The organism is Pseudomonas sp. P7779, assembly GCF_013386315.1.
Lineage (GTDB): Bacteria > Pseudomonadota > Gammaproteobacteria > Pseudomonadales > Pseudomonadaceae > Aquipseudomonas.
In genome coordinates this window covers 16,864-33,229 of record NZ_JACARZ010000007.1, presented here as the reverse complement: position 1 = coordinate 33,229, position 16,366 = coordinate 16,864, and the positions used below count along the sequence as shown (strand labels likewise).

General features: G+C 63.8%; 14 protein-coding genes. 4 read left to right on the top strand and 10 right to left on the bottom strand.

The annotated features are described in order from the left end of the window. Positions 1 to 54: 54 nt before the first annotated feature. The 3 genes from HX869_RS03425 to HX869_RS03415 are packed head-to-tail and all read left to right on the top strand — an operon-like array spanning position 55 to position 3,344. On the top strand, positions 55 to 1,590 hold the full coding sequence (locus HX869_RS03425) for an NAD(P)/FAD-dependent oxidoreductase (RefSeq protein WP_178902736.1): 1,536 nt from the start codon (positions 55 to 57) through the stop codon (positions 1,588 to 1,590). Beyond that, positions 1,587 to 2,486, top strand: a complete 900-nt coding sequence (locus HX869_RS03420; RefSeq protein WP_178902735.1) for an SDR family oxidoreductase — start codon at positions 1,587 to 1,589, stop codon at positions 2,484 to 2,486. The genes HX869_RS03425 and HX869_RS03420 overlap by 4 nt, the downstream gene beginning before the upstream one ends. A gap of 15 nt (positions 2,487 to 2,501) precedes the next feature. Next, positions 2,502 to 3,344 carry a metal-dependent hydrolase gene (locus HX869_RS03415; RefSeq protein WP_003214649.1) on the top strand — a complete coding sequence of 281 codons (843 nt, stop codon included), beginning with the start codon at positions 2,502 to 2,504 and terminating at the stop codon, positions 3,342 to 3,344. 6 nt (positions 3,345 to 3,350) lie between these two features. Here HX869_RS03415 and HX869_RS03410 read toward each other — a convergent pair whose 3' ends face one another. Continuing rightward, the gene (locus HX869_RS03410; protein WP_003214647.1) at positions 3,351 to 3,989 is read right to left on the bottom strand and encodes a ribonuclease T2; all 639 of its coding nucleotides are present in this window, start codon (positions 3,987 to 3,989) and stop codon (positions 3,351 to 3,353) included. A 36-nt stretch (positions 3,990 to 4,025) separates the two neighbouring features. Then, positions 4,026 to 5,006 (bottom strand): Gfo/Idh/MocA family protein, encoded by a 981-nt coding sequence (locus tag HX869_RS03405; protein ID WP_087694134.1) that lies wholly within the window; start codon positions 5,004 to 5,006, stop codon positions 4,026 to 4,028. Between the two features lie 141 nt (positions 5,007 to 5,147). Between HX869_RS03405 and HX869_RS03400 the strand changes: the two genes are divergently transcribed. Next, positions 5,148 to 5,510, top strand: a complete 363-nt coding sequence (locus tag HX869_RS03400) for an NUDIX hydrolase (protein WP_102369305.1) — start codon at positions 5,148 to 5,150, stop codon at positions 5,508 to 5,510. Here the strand turns inward: HX869_RS03400 and HX869_RS03395 are convergent. The 8 genes from HX869_RS03395 to HX869_RS03360 form a co-directional block, all read right to left on the bottom strand. Beyond that, the gene (locus tag HX869_RS03395) at positions 5,507 to 6,220 is read right to left on the bottom strand and encodes a transporter substrate-binding domain-containing protein (RefSeq protein ID WP_003214641.1); all 714 of its coding nucleotides are present in this window, start codon (positions 6,218 to 6,220) and stop codon (positions 5,507 to 5,509) included. The two genes, HX869_RS03400 and HX869_RS03395, sit on opposite strands and share 4 nt — an antisense overlap. Next, entirely contained in the window at positions 6,213 to 8,864 is a 2,652-nt protein-coding gene (gene acnA / locus HX869_RS03390; RefSeq protein WP_178902734.1) for an aconitate hydratase AcnA, read from the bottom strand. The genes HX869_RS03395 and acnA overlap by 8 nt, the downstream gene beginning before the upstream one ends. After that, entirely contained in the window at positions 8,861 to 10,054 is a 1,194-nt protein-coding gene (gene rocD / locus HX869_RS03385) for an ornithine--oxo-acid transaminase (RefSeq protein ID WP_177041700.1), read from the bottom strand. The genes acnA and rocD overlap by 4 nt, the downstream gene beginning before the upstream one ends. A 166-nt stretch (positions 10,055 to 10,220) precedes the next feature. Further along, complete coding sequence (locus tag HX869_RS03380; protein ID WP_178902733.1) at positions 10,221 to 11,339, bottom strand: succinylglutamate desuccinylase/aspartoacylase family protein; 1,119 nt, start codon at positions 11,337 to 11,339, stop codon at positions 10,221 to 10,223. 207 nt (positions 11,340 to 11,546) lie between these two features. Beyond that, a complete protein-coding gene (locus tag HX869_RS03375; RefSeq protein WP_008437109.1) occupies positions 11,547 to 12,800 on the bottom strand; it encodes an OprD family porin in 1,254 nt (417 codons plus the stop codon). 108 nt (positions 12,801 to 12,908) lie between these two features. After that, positions 12,909 to 14,552: an ABC transporter ATP-binding protein gene (locus tag HX869_RS03370; RefSeq protein WP_008437107.1), complete on the bottom strand. Its 1,644-nt coding sequence runs from the start codon at positions 14,550 to 14,552 to the stop codon at positions 12,909 to 12,911. After that, positions 14,549 to 15,427, bottom strand: a complete 879-nt coding sequence (locus HX869_RS03365; protein ID WP_102604802.1) for an ABC transporter permease — start codon at positions 15,425 to 15,427, stop codon at positions 14,549 to 14,551. The genes HX869_RS03370 and HX869_RS03365 overlap by 4 nt, the downstream gene beginning before the upstream one ends. Beyond that, the gene (locus HX869_RS03360) at positions 15,424 to 16,365 is read right to left on the bottom strand and encodes an ABC transporter permease (protein WP_003208135.1); all 942 of its coding nucleotides are present in this window, start codon (positions 16,363 to 16,365) and stop codon (positions 15,424 to 15,426) included. The genes HX869_RS03365 and HX869_RS03360 overlap by 4 nt, the downstream gene beginning before the upstream one ends. Position 16,366: the final 1 nt, after the last annotated feature.

Below are 16,366 nucleotides of genomic sequence, written 5' to 3'. Positions count from 1 at the left end.
AGCACATCCGATGTCGACACCCGTAAGGCGCCACCGGCCCACGAGGGACAGCCTATGAATGCCCATGACACCATCGACATCGCCATCATCGGTTCCGGATTTGCCGGGCTGTGCATGGCGATCAAACTCAAGGAAGCCGGGTTCCACGACTTCTTTATTGCCGAACAGGCCGATGCTCTCGGCGGCACCTGGCGGGACAACCACTACCCCGGTTGCGCCTGCGACGTGCAATCCCATGTCTATTCGTTTTCCTTTGCGCCCAACCCGGACTGGACCCGGCAATTTGCGCCACAGGCGGAGATTCGCGCCTACCTGGAGCAGTGCGCCCGGCGCTTCGAACTGGCGCCGTTCCTGCGCTTTGGCATGGGCCTGGAGAAGGCGGTATTTGATGAGGCGCAACAGCGCTGGAGCCTGAGCTTCAGCAATGGCCGCCAGGTCAGTGCGCGGGTGCTGGTGTCGGGAATGGGCGGCCTGTCGCGCCCGGCACTGCCGGATATTCCGGGCCTGGACAGCTTCAAGGGCAAGCGCTTCCACTCCCAGCAGTGGGACCACGAGTATTCATTGAAGGGCAAGCGCGTGGCGGTGATCGGCACCGGCGCCAGTGCCATTCAGTTCGTGCCGCAGATTGCGCCGCAGGTGGCCCACCTGGACCTGTTCCAGCGCACCCCGCCGTGGATCATGCCCAAGCCCGACCGGCCGATTTCACGCTTCGAGCGCTGGGCATTCAAGCACCTGCCGTTCACCCAGCGCCTGGTACGCGGCGCGTTCTATTGGACACTGGAAGGTCGCGTGGTGGGCTTTGCCCTGCACCCGCGCCTGATGACAATGGTGCAGAAAATCGCCGTGCGCCACCTGCACAAACAAGTGGCCCGCCCTTCCCTGCGCAAGACCCTGACGCCGGACTACACCATCGGCTGCAAGCGCGTGCTGATCTCCAACGACTACTACCCGGCCCTGTCCCGCAGCAATGTGCAGGTGGTAACCGACAACGTGCTGCGCATCGAGGCGGACGGGGTGATCACCGCCGACGGCATCAAGCACCCGGCTGACTGCCTCATCTTCGGCACCGGCTTCCAGGCCACCGATCCGCTGCCCCGCAACTGCATCATCGGGCGCCACGGCATCGACCTGATGGACACCTGGCAAGACGGCGCCCACGCCTACCTGGGCACCACGGTGCCGGGTTATCCGAACCTGTTCCTGATCGTCGGCCCCAACACCGGGCTGGGGCATAACTCGATGATTCTGATGATCGAGGCGCAGGTCACCTACATCCTCGATGCCCTGCAGCAAATGCAGCGTCATCGCATCGCCACGGTGGACGTCAAGCCGGCGGTGGAACTGGCCTACAACGCCAGGCTGCAGGAAAAACTCAACGGCACCATCTGGTCCACCGGCGGCTGCAAGAGCTGGTACCTGGACCCACGCACCGGCAAGAACACCACGCTGTGGCCCGGCTCCACCTGGCGTTTCAAGCAGGTCACCCGGCATTTCGCCCTCAAGGACTACGTCGCCAGCCTGGTGCCGATACCGTCCACCGCGCGCCCGGCCGCAACGCCCCACACCACCGCAGAAGGGAGCCTGTCATGAAGTCATTCAACGGCCGCGTGGCGGCCATTACCGGCGCCGCTTCCGGCATGGGCCGCGCCTTGGCCCTGGCGTTGGCGCGTGAAGGCTGCCACCTGGCGCTGGCGGATAAAAACAGCCAGGGCCTGGAGCAGACCGTCGCACTGATCAAGGCCCAGGTGCTTGCACCGGTGCTGGTCACCTCGCAGGTGCTGGACGTTTCCGAGCGCCAGGCCGTAGAAGACTGGGCCGCCCGATGCGCCGCCGAACATGGCCAGATCAACCTGATCTTCAACAACGCCGGCGTCGCGCTGTCGAGCACCGTCGAAGGCGTGGACTACACCGACCTGGAATGGATCGTCGGGATCAACTTCTGGGGCGTGGTGTACGGCACCAAGGCCTTTTTGCCGTACCTCAAGGCCAGCGGCGATGGGCATGTGGTCAACACTTCCAGCGTGTTCGGCCTGTTCGCCCAGCCGGGCATGAGCGGCTACAACGCCACCAAGTTCGCCGTGCGTGGTTTTACCGAGTCCTTGCGCCAGGAACTCGACCTGCAAAAAAGCGGGGTCTCGGCCACCTGCGTGCACCCTGGCGGGATCCGCACCGACATCTGCCGCAGCAGCCGGATCGACGCCAACATGACCGGCTTCCTGATTCACAGCGAACAGCAGGCCCGGGCCGACTTCGAAAAGCTGTTCATCACCGACGCCGACCATGCCGCCAAAGTTATCCTGCAAGGCGTACGCAAAAACAAACGCCGCGTGCTGATTGGCCGCGACGCCTATTTTCTGGACCTGCTCGCGCGCTGCCTGCCTGCCGCCTATCAAGCACTGGTGGTGTTGGCCAGCAAACGCATGGCGCCCAAGCAACGCAATGCGCCCTCGCCCGTCCTTGAAACCAACGAAGAGCACCGTCTCTGAACTGGAGTACCGACCATGCTGCCGATTCGCCGCGACCTCCGTTTTGCCCTGCCGGCCGAACGCATCAAGGACTGGCATGAACAAGGCCCGTTCATTACCCACTTTTTCAACGCACTGTCGTTGCTGTTTCCCCAGGGCGAACTGTTCTTCATGGACAGCGTGCGTCACTACCGCCAGCGCATCGAAGACCCGGAGCTGAAGAAAGAAATCCAGGGCTTCATCGGCCAGGAAGCCATGCACAGCCGCGAGCACGTGGCCTACAACGACCTGCTGCAAGCCGCAGGGCTGCCGGCGAATACCCTCGACCGTCGGCTGAAGATGATCCTCGACGCGCAAAAGAAATACCTGCCCGCCTCCTTCAACCTGGCGGTGACCATTGCCCTGGAGCACTACACCGCGATGCTCGCGGAAATCCTCCTCAGCGACCCGTCGCGGTTCGGGGATTCGGTCAAGGGTTACCAGCAGATGTGGTACTGGCATGCCCTGGAAGAAACCGAGCACAAGGCGGTGGCGTTTGATGTGTGGAACAGCGTGATCAAGCCCGGGCCCAAGCGTTATCTGCTGCGCACTTCCACCATGCTCATCACCACGGGGCTGTTCTGGCTGACGATCCTGGACTTTCACCTGCGCCTGTTGTTTGCCGACCGGCGTTCGGGCGGGCATTTGAAGGGCTTCTGGCGGATGCTCAAGTTTCTGTACGGGCCCAAGGGCGTGTTCCCGCGCATGGCGCTGCCCTGGTTGCATTACTTCAAGCCCGGGTTCCATCCCTGGGACCACGACAACCGGGCACGCCTGGCGGGTATTGACCGCCTGGTGGAGGAGATCGAGCAGGCCCATAAAGGTTATGGGCCCGCCTGAGTCCGCTTAGCGCTGGGTCGGGATCCGAATATCGCCATCCCGGCACTGGCTCTTGACGCTGCGCGGGCAGCCGGCAAACGCCAGGTCCTTGGTCAGGCACACCCGCACCTCGGTCAACACGGCACCCTTGCAGATCACCGCAAGGCCATGGTTGCCCATGGCCGGGTTGCTCTCGCGAAACAGCGCTTCGATGTCCCGCGCGCCCAGGCCGCTTCGGACATTGAAGGGCTCAAGCTGCTGCGGGATCTTGACCACGCTCAGCGCTGCATCGGTCTTGTCCAGGTAAGCCGAAGCCTCAAGGCCGCTGCAGGTGCCGTGCTTGGCCCATTCATGCCTGAGCAGTTTGGGCGACGGGAACAGTGTCCTGCCCCGGGCGAAGTCTGCATCCGACAAGCGCGACTGCGGCTCACACGAAGCCGGCCAGCCGCCCTTCGCGTACTGCGGCCACAGCCCATGCAGGACAAAACCGTAGCCCTTGCCCGAACACTGCTGGTCGTCCGGGTGCGTCAGGCAGAAGGTCGGCGACCAGGACAGCGACAACACATAAAAGTCAAACTCCCCGGCCTGCCCCTGGGCCCGTGGTGCTGCTGTCGCGGCCCCGGCCAACGCCAGGCAAAGCACAATCCAGGCTGCTTTCATTTTCATCCGTTCATTCCTTAAAAAGACAAAATTAAAGCACCGCTAGACCGCCAGGTTGGGGTTACGTTGTAGCACCCGGTCCATGACCCGGTCGGTCTTCAACGCCTCGATCGCCAGTGCCGGGTGTTTGCTCTCGCCACGAATATGCGCATTCATCCCCAGCACGTGATGCCACTGGATATGTGCATGGTTGGGCACCTCCAGCACCTCGCTGGTCTCGCCCTCAAGCCGCAACGGCGCCTCATCGAACACCGAAAACGTGATGCGGCCCTTGCTGCCGATCATCTCCACCCGGTCTTCGCGCCGGTCGGCGACAAAGTTCCAGCAGCCCATGCCCAGCGCGCCCGAGGCGAACGTCCAGCAGGCGGTGACGGCATCTTCGGCGGCGTAGCGCCCGGCCTGGCGCGCGGTAAACCCGGCCACCTCGACGATATCCCCGACCAGGTACTGGAACAGGTCAAAACCGTGGCTGGCCAGGTCGGCAAAATACCCGCCGCCGGCAATCGCCGGGTCGGTGCGCCAGTTGGCACTGCTGGCATCGTCTTCCGAAGGCGGCTTGCACAGGGTCCAGGTCAGATGACGCAATTCGCCGATGCGCCCGTCCTGCAGCCAGTCCCGCACCTGCTGGAAGCGTGGCAGGGAACGCCGGTAATAGGAGACAAACAGGTGCAGCCCGGCCTGTTCGAAGGTGCGCTGCATCAGCGCGCTTTGCTCGGCATTCAGGGACATGGGCTTCTCGACGCAGCAATGCTTGCCGGCAGCGGCCACCATCAGGCTGTATTCGAGGTGGCTGTCGGGCGGTGTGGCGATGTAGACCGCGTCTACTTCCGGGTCGTCGATCAGCGCCTGGGCGTCGGTGTAGAAACGGGCAATGCCGTGGCGTGCCGCATAATCGCGCACGGCCTCCTCGCGCCGCCCCATCACGGCCACCAGCGCAGAACCTGGCGCTTTGTAGAAGGCGGGTCCACTCTTGAGTTCAGTGACATCGCCACAGCCGATCATGCCCCAGCGTACGGTGTTCATCTGCATCTCCTTCAGGTGAGTTTTTTTCGATGGGGCAGTATCGGTGTTTTCCGGCCCCCTCTCCACCCTGCCGGATAAAGACTGAGCATGACAATTGCATTACACTTTTATGACAATCATCCAGCTGCGGGGGCACAGACGATGAAAATAAGGGCCACGGTGATTTGCGAGCACGACGGGCACATCCTGTTCGTGCGTAAAGCCCGCTCGAAATGGGCATTGCCCGGCGGCAAGGTCGAGCGCGATGAGCGGCCAGTGGGCGCGGCCGCGCGGGAGCTGGAAGAGGAAACCGGGCTGAACGTGGACGGTTTGCTGTTATTGCAGGAGCTGAAGGCCAGCGACACCCTGCACCATGTGTTCGAGGCGTCGGTGGTGAATATCGAAGATGCCCGGCCCCTGAGTGAAATCAAGGAATGCCAGTGGCATCCCTACAGTCGCCTGGATGACCTGGACACCACCCAGGCCACCCAGAAAATCGTCAAATCCTTCCTGCGCCGTCTCTAAGGCGCCGCCAGTTCCGGGCTTTGCCCGCTGCACAACAACGCCTGTCTTACCAGACCATTGGCTTTCTGCCGTTCGACAAAGGATTTGACGAACGCGGCAGCGGCTGCGTGCGCTACCGGTACCGCGACCGCCTGGCTGATGCTCATGAAGTCATCCTCCAGCAGGCGCCAGCGCTCATCCAGCCGGGTTCGCAGGTAATCCCGAACCCCGGCCGCGGCGTTCAGGCCTTGCTCGATAAACAGGTCTACGGCACCCGCCGAGGTCGGCGCGCGTACCAGTTCGGCATGCTGCACCGTGCGGCTCAGGTACAGGTCATACGCGGCACCCTGGCCGACGGCGATGCGTTGGCCCGGAGCATCGAGTTGGGTCACGCTGCCCAGGGGTGAATCCACCGCCACCAGGTACGTACCCTTGATGATCACGTAGGGCGCGCTGAAGGCGATTTCCTGCTCGCGCACCGGTTCGATGGCCAGGAATGCCACGCGCCAGCGGTCATCGCCCAGCGCGGCGAAGACCTTGCCCGCCGCATCAAAAGTGATCAACTCAAGGTCGACCGCCAACTCATCGGCCAGGGCCCTGGCCAGCGCCACCGACACGCCCTGGGGCTGGCCGTCCTCGCCACGCTGGGCCAGCACCGGGTTGCCAAAGTTGATGGCAGCCCTGAGCACACCCTCGGGGGCCAGTTGTTGCAGTACCTGCGGGTCAATCATTACGCGCTCCTAGAACAGTTCTTTGCACGGTCTTGCGAATGACGAAGGGCAAGACGCCGCCGTGTTCAAGGTAACCAACCTCCTGCAACGAGTCGAGGCGCAAGGTCAGGGGGGTACGCGTGGTCTCACCGGTGGCGCGGTCAATCTGCAAGGTGATCGGGTTGTCGCCGACCTGCAACGCGTCCAGGCCGAGGAAGCTCAGGGACTCACTGCCGTCGAGGTTCAAGTCCTGCACCGATGCGCCTTCATCGAACACCAGCGGCAACACGCCCATGCCGATCAGGTTACTGCGATGGATTCGCTCGATACTGCGGGCCACCACCACCTTGATCCCCAGCAGGGTCAGGACTTTAGCTGCCCAGTCGCGGCTGGAGCCGGCACCGTAGTTGATCCCGGCGAACAACACGGTGGGTGTACCGGCGTAGCTCTGCGCGGCGAGGTACAGCGGCAGGTAGTCGCTGCGGTCGGCATTCCAGGCCCAGACACCCTGGCGCGGGGGCTGGTCGCAGGACAGCAGATTGTTCAGGCGCGGGTTGGTAAACGCGCCGCGCACCATCACTTCGTGGTTGCTGCGCCGGGTCGAATACTGGTTGAGGTCCGCCAGCGCTTCACCGCGCTCCCGCAGCCAGTGCCCGGCCAGGCTGTCGGCCGGAATCGTGCCAGCCGGGGAGATATGGTCGGTGGTGACGTTATCCCCCAGCACCACCAAAGCCCGGGCGTTGCTGATGGCCAAGGACGCGGCCGGCACCGGCGTTACCCCGGCAAGGTACTGCGGGCGGCGCAGGTAAGTGGAGGCCGGGTGCCAGGCAAACTGCACGCTGGCGTCGGCTTCCAGCGCCTGCCAATGGTGAGTGCCTTGCCACAGCAGTGCCTGGCGCTGGTGAAACAGCGCCGGGCGCACCACCGCCGCCACTTGCGCGGCCACCTCGGCTTCGCTGGGCATCAACTCATGCAGGAACACCGGCTGGCCGTGGGCATCCATCGCCAGCGGTTGGGCCGACAGGTCGGTGTCGATGCTGCCGGCAATCGCATAGGCCACGCACAACGCGGGCGAAGCAAGGTAGCCGGCAGGGACTTTCGGGTTGACCCGGCCTTCGAAATTGCGATTGCCCGAAAGCACCACCACGCCTTTCAAGCCCTGCTCGGCGAAGGTCTCGACATGGCGTTCGAGGCTGCCGGAATTACCGATGCAGGTCATGCAGCCAAAGCCCGCCAGGTCGAAACCCAGCGCGGCGAAATCCTCCAGCAAGCCGGCGGCTTCCAGGTAATCGGCCACCACCCGTGAGCCTGGCGACAGCGACGTCTTGACCCACGGTTTGCGCGTCAGCCCACGGGCGCGGGCGTTGCGGGCGAAGAGCCCGGCCTGGATCATCTGCGCCGGGTTGGCGGTGTTGGTGCAACTGGTGATGGCCGACATCACCACCGCGCCATGGGTGATCGGCACCTGGAATGACGGCTCGAAGAAATCCTGCTTTTGCGCGCATACATGCTGATGAAACGACGCCCCGGCCTGGGCCAGGGACTGGCGCTGATGGGGCTGATGCGGGCCGGCGACACTCGGTTCAACCTGCGCCAGATCCAGCTCGATCAACTCATCGAACACCGGCTCGGGATCGTCGTCCCGGCGCCACAGAGATTGCGCCGACATGTAGGCCGAGACCTTGTTGATCAAGGCCTGCGGGCGCGCACTCAGGGTCAGGTACGCCAGCGTCTCGTCATCAAACGGGAAAAACACCACGGTCGCACCGTATTCCGGCGCCATGTTCGCCACGGTGCCCCGCGCCGCCCAACTCAGGGACGCCAGGCCCGGTCCGGTGAACTCGACAAACTTGCCGACCATGCTGCGCCGGCGCAGCAGTTCAGTCACCGTCAGTGCCAGGTCAGTGGCCGTCACGCCGTCGCGCAACGCATTGGTGACGCGAATGCCCACCACCTGCGGATAAGGAATCGGCACCGGTTCGCCGAGCATCGCCGCCTGCCCTTCCAGCCCGCCAACGCCCCAGCCCAGCACGCCGATGGCATTGATCATCGGCGTGTGGCTGTCGGTGGCGACCATGCAGTCGGGGTGCAACAGCACGTGGCCGTTGCGCGGCGCGCTTTCCCACACCACCTGGGCGATGGACTCCATGTTCATCTGGTGGATGATCCCGGTGCCCGGCGGGATCACCTTGAAGTTATCCAGGCTGGCCTGGGCCCACTTGATAAAACGGTAGCGCTCGCTGTTGCGGCGAAAATCGATGTCCAGGTTGGCATCCACCGCGCCCGCCTCGGCGTAGTGCTCGACGATCACCGAATGGTCGATGGTCAGCACCGCCGGGATCGAGGGGTTCACCGCCCGGGGATCACCGCCCAGTTCGGCCACCACATCGCGCATGCCGGCGAAATCCGCCAGGGCCGGCAGGCACGTGGTGTCGTGGAACATCAGCCGGTTGGGCTGGAACGGCACCTCGCAATCCGGCCCTTCGCCGATGGCCCGCGCCGCTACCTGTGGCAACGAAGCCGGGGCGCAGCGGGCAATGTTTTCCAGGAGAATGCGCACGGAATACGGCAGGCGCTGCAGTTGCGTCGGGGTCAGCAACTGGTGCAGGTCGATCCAGGCAAAGCGCTGGCCGTCGATGTCGAGGTGACTGAGATACTCACTCATAGCTGTTTGAATACCCGCTCGATACGCTCAAGGCCCCAGTCCAGTTCTTCGCGGGTAATGGACAACGGCGGTGCGATGCGCAGTACGTTTTCGTGGGTTTCCTTGGTCAGCAGCCCTTCGGCCAGCAGCGCTTCGCAGATGGGCCGCGCATCGCGGTCCAGTTCCACGCCGACCCACAAGCCACGCCCGCGAATCTCGCGGATGGCCGGCGAGTGCATGGCCTTCAGGCGCTCCACCAGGTAGTGGCCCAGTTGCGCGCTGTTATTGATCAAGCCCTCCTCTTCCAGCACCTTCAACGCTTCCAGGCCAATGGCCGCCGCCAACGGGTTGCCGCCGAAGGTCGAGCCGTGGCTGCCGGCGTCGAACAGGTCCATGATCGAATGATCAGCGACGAACGCCGACACCGGCATGATCCCGCCGCCCAGGGCTTTGCCGAGGATCAATGCATCGGGGCGAATGCCTTCGTGCTGGAAGGCAAACCACTTGCCGGTACGGCCCAGGCCGGACTGGATCTCATCGAGGATCAGCAAGGTGTTGGTCTGGTCGCACAGCTGGCGCAGTTCCCGCAGGAAACCTGCGGGCGGCACGCGAATGCCGGCCTCGCCCTGGATCGGCTCGATCAGCACCGCGCAGGTGTCGGCGGTAATGGCCTGGCGGAAACTCTCGATGTCACCGAAGCGCGCCTCGGTGAAACCGTTGCAGAATGGGCCGAAGTCGGCCTTGTAGTCCGCCTCCGACGAGAAGCCGACGATGGTCGAGGTGCGGCCGTGGAAATTGTTGTCGGCCACCACGATGTTGGCCTGATTGGCCGGGATGCCCTTGATCCGGTAGCCCCAGCGTCGCGCCGCCTTGATCGCGGTTTCCACAGCTTCGGCGCCACTGTTCATCGGCAGGGCCGAGTCGAAGCCCGTGATGCGGCACAAGGTCTTGAGGAAGTTGCCCAAGGGTTCGCTGTAGAACGCCCGGGACACCACGCTGATCTTGTCGATCTGCGCCACGGCGGCGGCGCGGATGCGCGGGTGGACATGGCCGTGGCTGACGGCGGAATAGGCCGACATCATGTCCAGGTAGCGCTTGTCATCATCGCCAATGGCCCAGACGCCCTCGCCCTTGACGATCACCACCGGCAAGGGGGAATAGTTGTGGGCGCAGAATTGGTTTTCGAGGGTGATTGCCGGGTTGGGGTGCATGGTGGGGATGTCCTGCCGAATAAATAATGAATGAACAACAAAGACCCAATGTGGGAGCGGGCTTGCTCGCGAATGCGGAGGGTCAGCCAACATCTCCGGCGACTGACCCTCCGCATTCGCGAGCAAGCCCGCTCCCACATTTTGACCGTATTCCATAGCTGGCAAATCAGGCGCTGAGTAGCTTGCCGCTGCGAATCGGCGTGGCACCGGACACCCGGCCCAGCGGGTCGCCCGGCTTCACAAAGCGCACGTCGCGGCGCATGTACAACACGCCGGTGTTGTGGCTGCAAACCGTGGTGGCCTGCCCACTGTGGGGATCAACGATATCGAACAACGCCTGCCCGGCCTCGATGCGACTGCCCACCGCCGCCCGGTGTACCAGCACCCCGGCGCACGGCGCATAAAACTGTTCGCTGCCGGCCAACGGCGTCGCCGGGTTACGCAGGGCCGGCAATGGCCGTGGCGTGCCTTCAACCGCGCCCAGGTGGGTCAGGTAATCAATGATCGCCGTGGCGTCATGTTCTGCCAGTTCATAGGACACATCCCGCTGGCCACGATGCTCGACGGTCACCGCCACGCTGCTGTCCGGAATCGGAAACCGATCGCCAAACCGCTCACGCAGGTTGACCCACAGCAGGTACAGCGCCTCATCGAACGAATTGGCCTGGGAATCGGTGGCCATCAACGAGGCTTCAGAGCCGATGTAGCGCGCCAGCGGCTCCACGGTCGCCCACACTGCCTCGCCGGTGTACACATGCATCGCCGCTTCGCGGGAGCAGTGCAGGTCCAGCACGATGTCGGCATCGTGGGCCAGCAGCATCAGGGTGCGTTGCAGCGACTGGAATTCGTCCAGCGGCGCCGCGTCCAGCAGACATTCGCCCCAGGCCTGGCGGATCAGTTGGCGGTTGGCGTCGATGTCCTGGCCCAGCAGGTGCTCGATTTTGTCGGCGATTGCCTGGTACGGCACCGGAAAGCCCCGGTTGTAATTACGCCCACTGCCCAGTTCGAAACGCCCGCTGGGCGCGCCCATGATGTATTGGCTCAGCCCGGTGGGGTTGGCCACGGCCACCAGCACGATTTGCGCATTCAGCCGGTTGGCATTTTCCAGTACTACCAATTGCCGGCGCAGGTGCGCGGCCACCAGCAGCGCCGGGGTTTCGTCGGCATGCAGCGCCGCCTGGATATAGATTTTTCGACTTGCACCCATTGCACCGTAATGCTCACTGTCCACGTGCCTGTGGGTACCTGGTGTCGCTTGCAGCAAGGGGTGTGATTTAAGTTTCATAAACCGGAAATCTCGATATTCGAGTGATGAACGCTGAAGAAATATTAACGAGCCGGCGTGATCGTCTGTAAGGGCGGCCCACACTATCTTGATCTGGTAATCCGATCAGTGTGGGAGCTGGCTTGCCTGCGATGGCGGTGGGTCAGCCAGCCTATTCCGTGACTGACCCACCGCCATCGCGGGCAAGCCCGCTCCCACAGTGGGTGGTTACCAGAGCGCCAGGGTGTAACCCAGCATCACGCGGTTCTCGTTAACGTCGTTGAAGTAGTTGCCTTTGCTCAGCGCATTGCGCCAGCGCATCGACACGCCCTTGAAGGGCCCGTTCTGCACCACGTAGCCCAGGTCCAGGTCACGCTCCCACTCGCGGCCTTCGCGGTTGAAACCGAGCACTTCAGCCGAATCACCCTTGGCGTACTTGATCCCAAACAACAGGCCGGGCAAGCCGAGATCGGCGAAGTTGTAGTCATAGCGGGCGTGCCAGGCGCGCTCCCTGGTTTGGGTGAAGTTGCTGAACTGGTACTCGGTGAACAGGTAGGTGATGGAGCCGTCCAGGTAGGTAAACGGCGTGGTGCCGTATTGCTGCTGGAAGCCGCCGCCGATGCTGTGGCCGCCGTACTGGTAGGTCAGGCGGCTGCTCAAGGCGCTGTTGTCGACCTTGCCCGCCAGGCCCGCGCCGTCCTTGTCCGACTTGAAGTAGCGCACGTCGGTTTTCAGCGTGCCCGGCCCCAGGCCGAAGTTGTTCTTGAAGCCCACATATTGCTGCTGGTAGATGCTGTCCAGCGCCGCGAAGTGGTAGCTGAGCAAGGTGTTTGGGGTCAGCGAGTAGTCGCCACCGGCAAAGCGAAACTGGTCGCTCAGGGCGGTGCTCTTGTAGACCTTGCTCACCGTGGTCAGCTTCATGTCTTCGTAGTTGGTGGAGTCACGGTCCTTGGCCTGGTCGATCTGCCCGAGGGTGATTTTCAGGTTGCTGATATCGTTGGACACCAGCTGGGTGCCGCTGAAGGACTGCGGAAACAGACGGCTGGTGTTGGGTTGCAGGATCGGAAGGTCCGGCACCAGGTAGCCCACACGCAGCTCGCTTTTGGCGAAGCGGGCCTTGGCGGTCACCCCAAGCTTGGAGTACTCGTCGGAGACATTCTTGTCGCTGTCACGCTGCAGCAAACCGGTGCCGGACAGCCCCGGGCTGGAGTCGAGTTTCACCCCCAGCATGCCGGTCAGGTCCAGGCCGAAGCCCACGGTGCCTTCGGTGAAACCGGACTTGATACCGAGGATAAAACCTTGGGCCCACTCGGCGCGCATCGACTGGGAAGCGGCCTCGCGGTAGTCACGGTTGAAGTAGTAGTTCTTCAAGTCCAGCGTACCGCTGCTGTCCTTGATGAAGTCTGCATGGGCCAGTGACGGGACCAGCCCGCTGCTGACAACGCCGACGCCGGTGATGAGTTGAGTCAGGGATTTTTTCATTTTTTTAGCTCCTGGCAGTGGGGGGTTGGTGTTTTTATTGTTCTTCGGGCATGGCTTCGCCGTTCGCGCAAATCGGCGATTTGCGCGGCGGGTGACGTCAGTCCTGGGTTACAGCGCTAGCGGTACGGGGCCCTGGCGGATGCGGTAGCCACCGTTTTCAAGTTTCTCCAAGGGGCTGGCGGCGGCCAGCAGCTTGCGGGTGTAGGGGTGCTGCGGGCGGTCGAAGATCTCGTCGCGGGCACCCATTTCCACCACCCTGCCCTCGCTCATCACCGCCACCCGGTGGGCGATGCGTTCCACCGCCGCCAGGTCGTGGGAGATGAACAGGCAGGCAAAGCCGTACTGCGCCTGCAGGCGTTCGAACAGCTCGAGGATCTGCTTCTGGATGGTCATGTCCAACGCCGAGATCGGCTCATCGGCAATCACCAGTCGCGGGTGCCGCACCAGCGCCCGGCCAATGGCCACCCGTTGACGCTGGCCACCGGACAACTGGTGCGGGAAGCGGTCGACAAACTGTTCCGCCAGGCCGATGTCCACCAGGGTTTTCGCCACCCGCTCACGACGCTGCGCGGGCGTCATGCCGGGCACATGGCGCAGGGGTTCGGCGAGGATGTCGCCAATCTTCATGCGCGGGTCGAGGGACGAATACGGGTCCTGGAAAATCATCTGGCATTGCAGGCGATGGTCACGGTTGCCAGCCTTGAGAATGTCCACGCCCTCAAACTCGATGGCACCGGAACACGGGCTGTTCAGGCCGACAATCGCCCGGCCGAGGGTGGTCTTGCCCGAGCCGCTGCCGCCCACCAGCGCCAGGGTTTCCCCCGGGGCGATGGACAGGTTGGCCGCATGCACCACCCGCTTGAACTGGCTGCGGCCCCACAGGCTGCGCGGCCCCGGGTGCTCGATGCACACATCCTTGACCGTCAGCAACGGCCGGTCCGCCTTGGGCAAGGCTGCCAGGGTGCCGCGCCGCGGCAGGGCCTCAAGCAGTTGCCGGGTGTACTCGGCCTTGGGCGCCAGCAGGATCTGCTCGATGGTGCCCTGCTCCACCGCGCGGCCTTCGCGCATCACCACCACTTTGTCGGCGTAGCGCGCCACCAGCGACAGGTCGTGGCTGATAAACAGGATCGCCGTGCCCTGCTCGCGGGTAAGGTCGAGCATCAGTTTCAACACGTCCAGTTGCGCCAGGCAATCCAGGGCCGTGGTGGGCTCGTCGGCAATCAGCAAGGCCGGGCGCAGCAGCATCACCGAGGCGAGCATGATGCGCTGGCGCATGCCGCCGGAGAACTCGTGGGGAAACGCCGCCAGGCAACGCTCGGCGTCCTTGATGCCGATATGCCCGAGCATCTCCAGGCTGCGCTCGCGGATCTGCGCATCGCTCAGCCTGGTGTGCAGGCGCAGGCCCTCGGCCATTTGCTCGCCGATGCTCATGGACGGGTTGAGGGACACCATGGGTTCCTGGAACACCATGCCGATCTTCGCCCCACGCAACTGGCGCAGTTGCTCAGGCGCAAGGCTGCCCAGGTCATGGCCCTGGAAACGCACCTGGCCGCTGCATTGTGCAAGCGGCGGTGGCAACAGGCCGATGGCGGCGCGGGCGGCCATGGTCTTGCCGCTGCCGGACTCGCCCACCAGCGCCACGATTTCGCCGGGGGCGATGGTGAAGCTCAGGTCGTTGACCGCCAGCGGGCCGTTGGCCCCCACGCGGATTTTCAGCTTGTCGACTGCCAGAAGGATGTCAGTCATGGTCATTTACTCATCCGCGGGTCGAGACGATCGCGCAAGGCATCGCCGCACAGGTTGAACGCCAGCAACGCCATGGCGATGCAGACACCGGGAAACAGCCCCAGCCAACTGGCCGTGGCGATATACGGCCGGCTGGCGGCGAGCATGTTGCCCCAGGTGGCGGCCGGCGGCGGGACGCCCAGGCCGAGGAAGCTCAGGGAGCTTTCCGCCAGGATCGCCCAGCCGAACATGCTGGTGGCCAGCACGCACACCGGCGCCACGCAGTTCGGCGCGATGTGCCGCAGCATGGTGTACAGCTCGGAGTTACCGATCACCCGCGAGGCTTCGACAAACTCTTTCTCGCGCAACGACAACACCGTGCCGCGCACCACCCGCACCACCGACGGTGTGTAGGCCAGGCTCAAGGCAAACACGATGCCGTACAGGCTCGGGCCGATGATCGCCATCAAGCCCAGGGCCAGCAGGATCCCGGGAAACGCCAGCAACGCATCGTTGACCATCATCAAGCCCCGGTCGACCCAGCCCCGCAGGAACCCGGCCAGCAGGCCCAGTACCGTGCCGGCGGTGATCGCCAGCGTCACCGTCAACACACTCACCCACAGGCTGGTGTGCGCGCCGATCATCAGGCGGCTCAGCACGTCGCGACCGTACTCGTCAGTGCCCAGCCAGTGCGCGGCGGTGGGCGCCTGCAAGCGCGCCAGCAGGTTCAAGGCCAACGGGTCATGGGGCGTCCAGACCAGGCCCAGCAAGGCCATGATCAACAACAAGGCCAGCAGCAGCGCGCCGATCAGCGCGTTTAGCGGCGGCATACGCCAGGCCCTGGGGGCACGCGCCGGTGCCGGCAACAGCACCTCGGGTGCGGCAGGTAGAGGCTTATTCATAACTTAACCCTGGGGTCGAAGAGCGGGTACAGCAGGTCCACCAACAGGTTGACCAGCACATAAACAAAGGTCACCAGCAGCAGGCAGCCTTGCAGCACGGGGTAGTCCCGGGCGTAGATGGCGTCGACCATCAGCCGGCCGATACCTGGCAGGGTGAACACGGTTTCGAGCACCGCGATGCCGCTGAGCAGGTTGCCGAGGATCAGGCCGATCAGGGTCAGGGTCGGTGCAAACGAGTTGCGCAGCGCATGGCGCCACAACACCGCCCGCTCCGACAAACCCTTGGCGCGGGCATGGGTGATGTATTCCAGGCGCAGCACTTCAATTGCACTGGCCCGGGCCATGCGGGTGATCGCGCCGAGTTCCACCAACGTCAGCGTGACAATCGGCAGCACGATAAAACTCAAGGCCTGCCACGGCGATTGGCCGAATGACACGTAACCCACCACCGGCAGCCAGCCGAGCTTGATGCCGAACGCGTAGAGCAACAGCAGGCCCAGCCAGAAACTCGGGATCGACAGCAACAGGGTCGCGGTGGAGACCACGCCAAAGTCCAGGGAACTGTTCTGTTTCCACGCCGAGAGCAAGCCCGCCGGTACCGCAATCAACGCCGCGAGCAACACCGAGACCAGCACGATCCCGGCACTCACCTGGAAGCGGTCAAGGATCAGCGGCAACACCGCTTCATTGGTGGTGATGGAATGCCCGAGGTCGCCGCTGAGCACCGCCTTGAGCCAGATCACAAACTGCAGCGGCAGCGGCTGGTCCAGGCCCAGGGACGCACGGGCGACCTCCAGGCTGTGGGCATCGGCCATGTCGCCGAGCATCAGCAGCGCCGGATCACCGGGCACCAGGCGGATGATCGCGAACACCATCAGCGAGATCAGCAGCAAGGTCGGGATCGACATCGCCAGCCGTTGAAAGATGAAACGCAACATC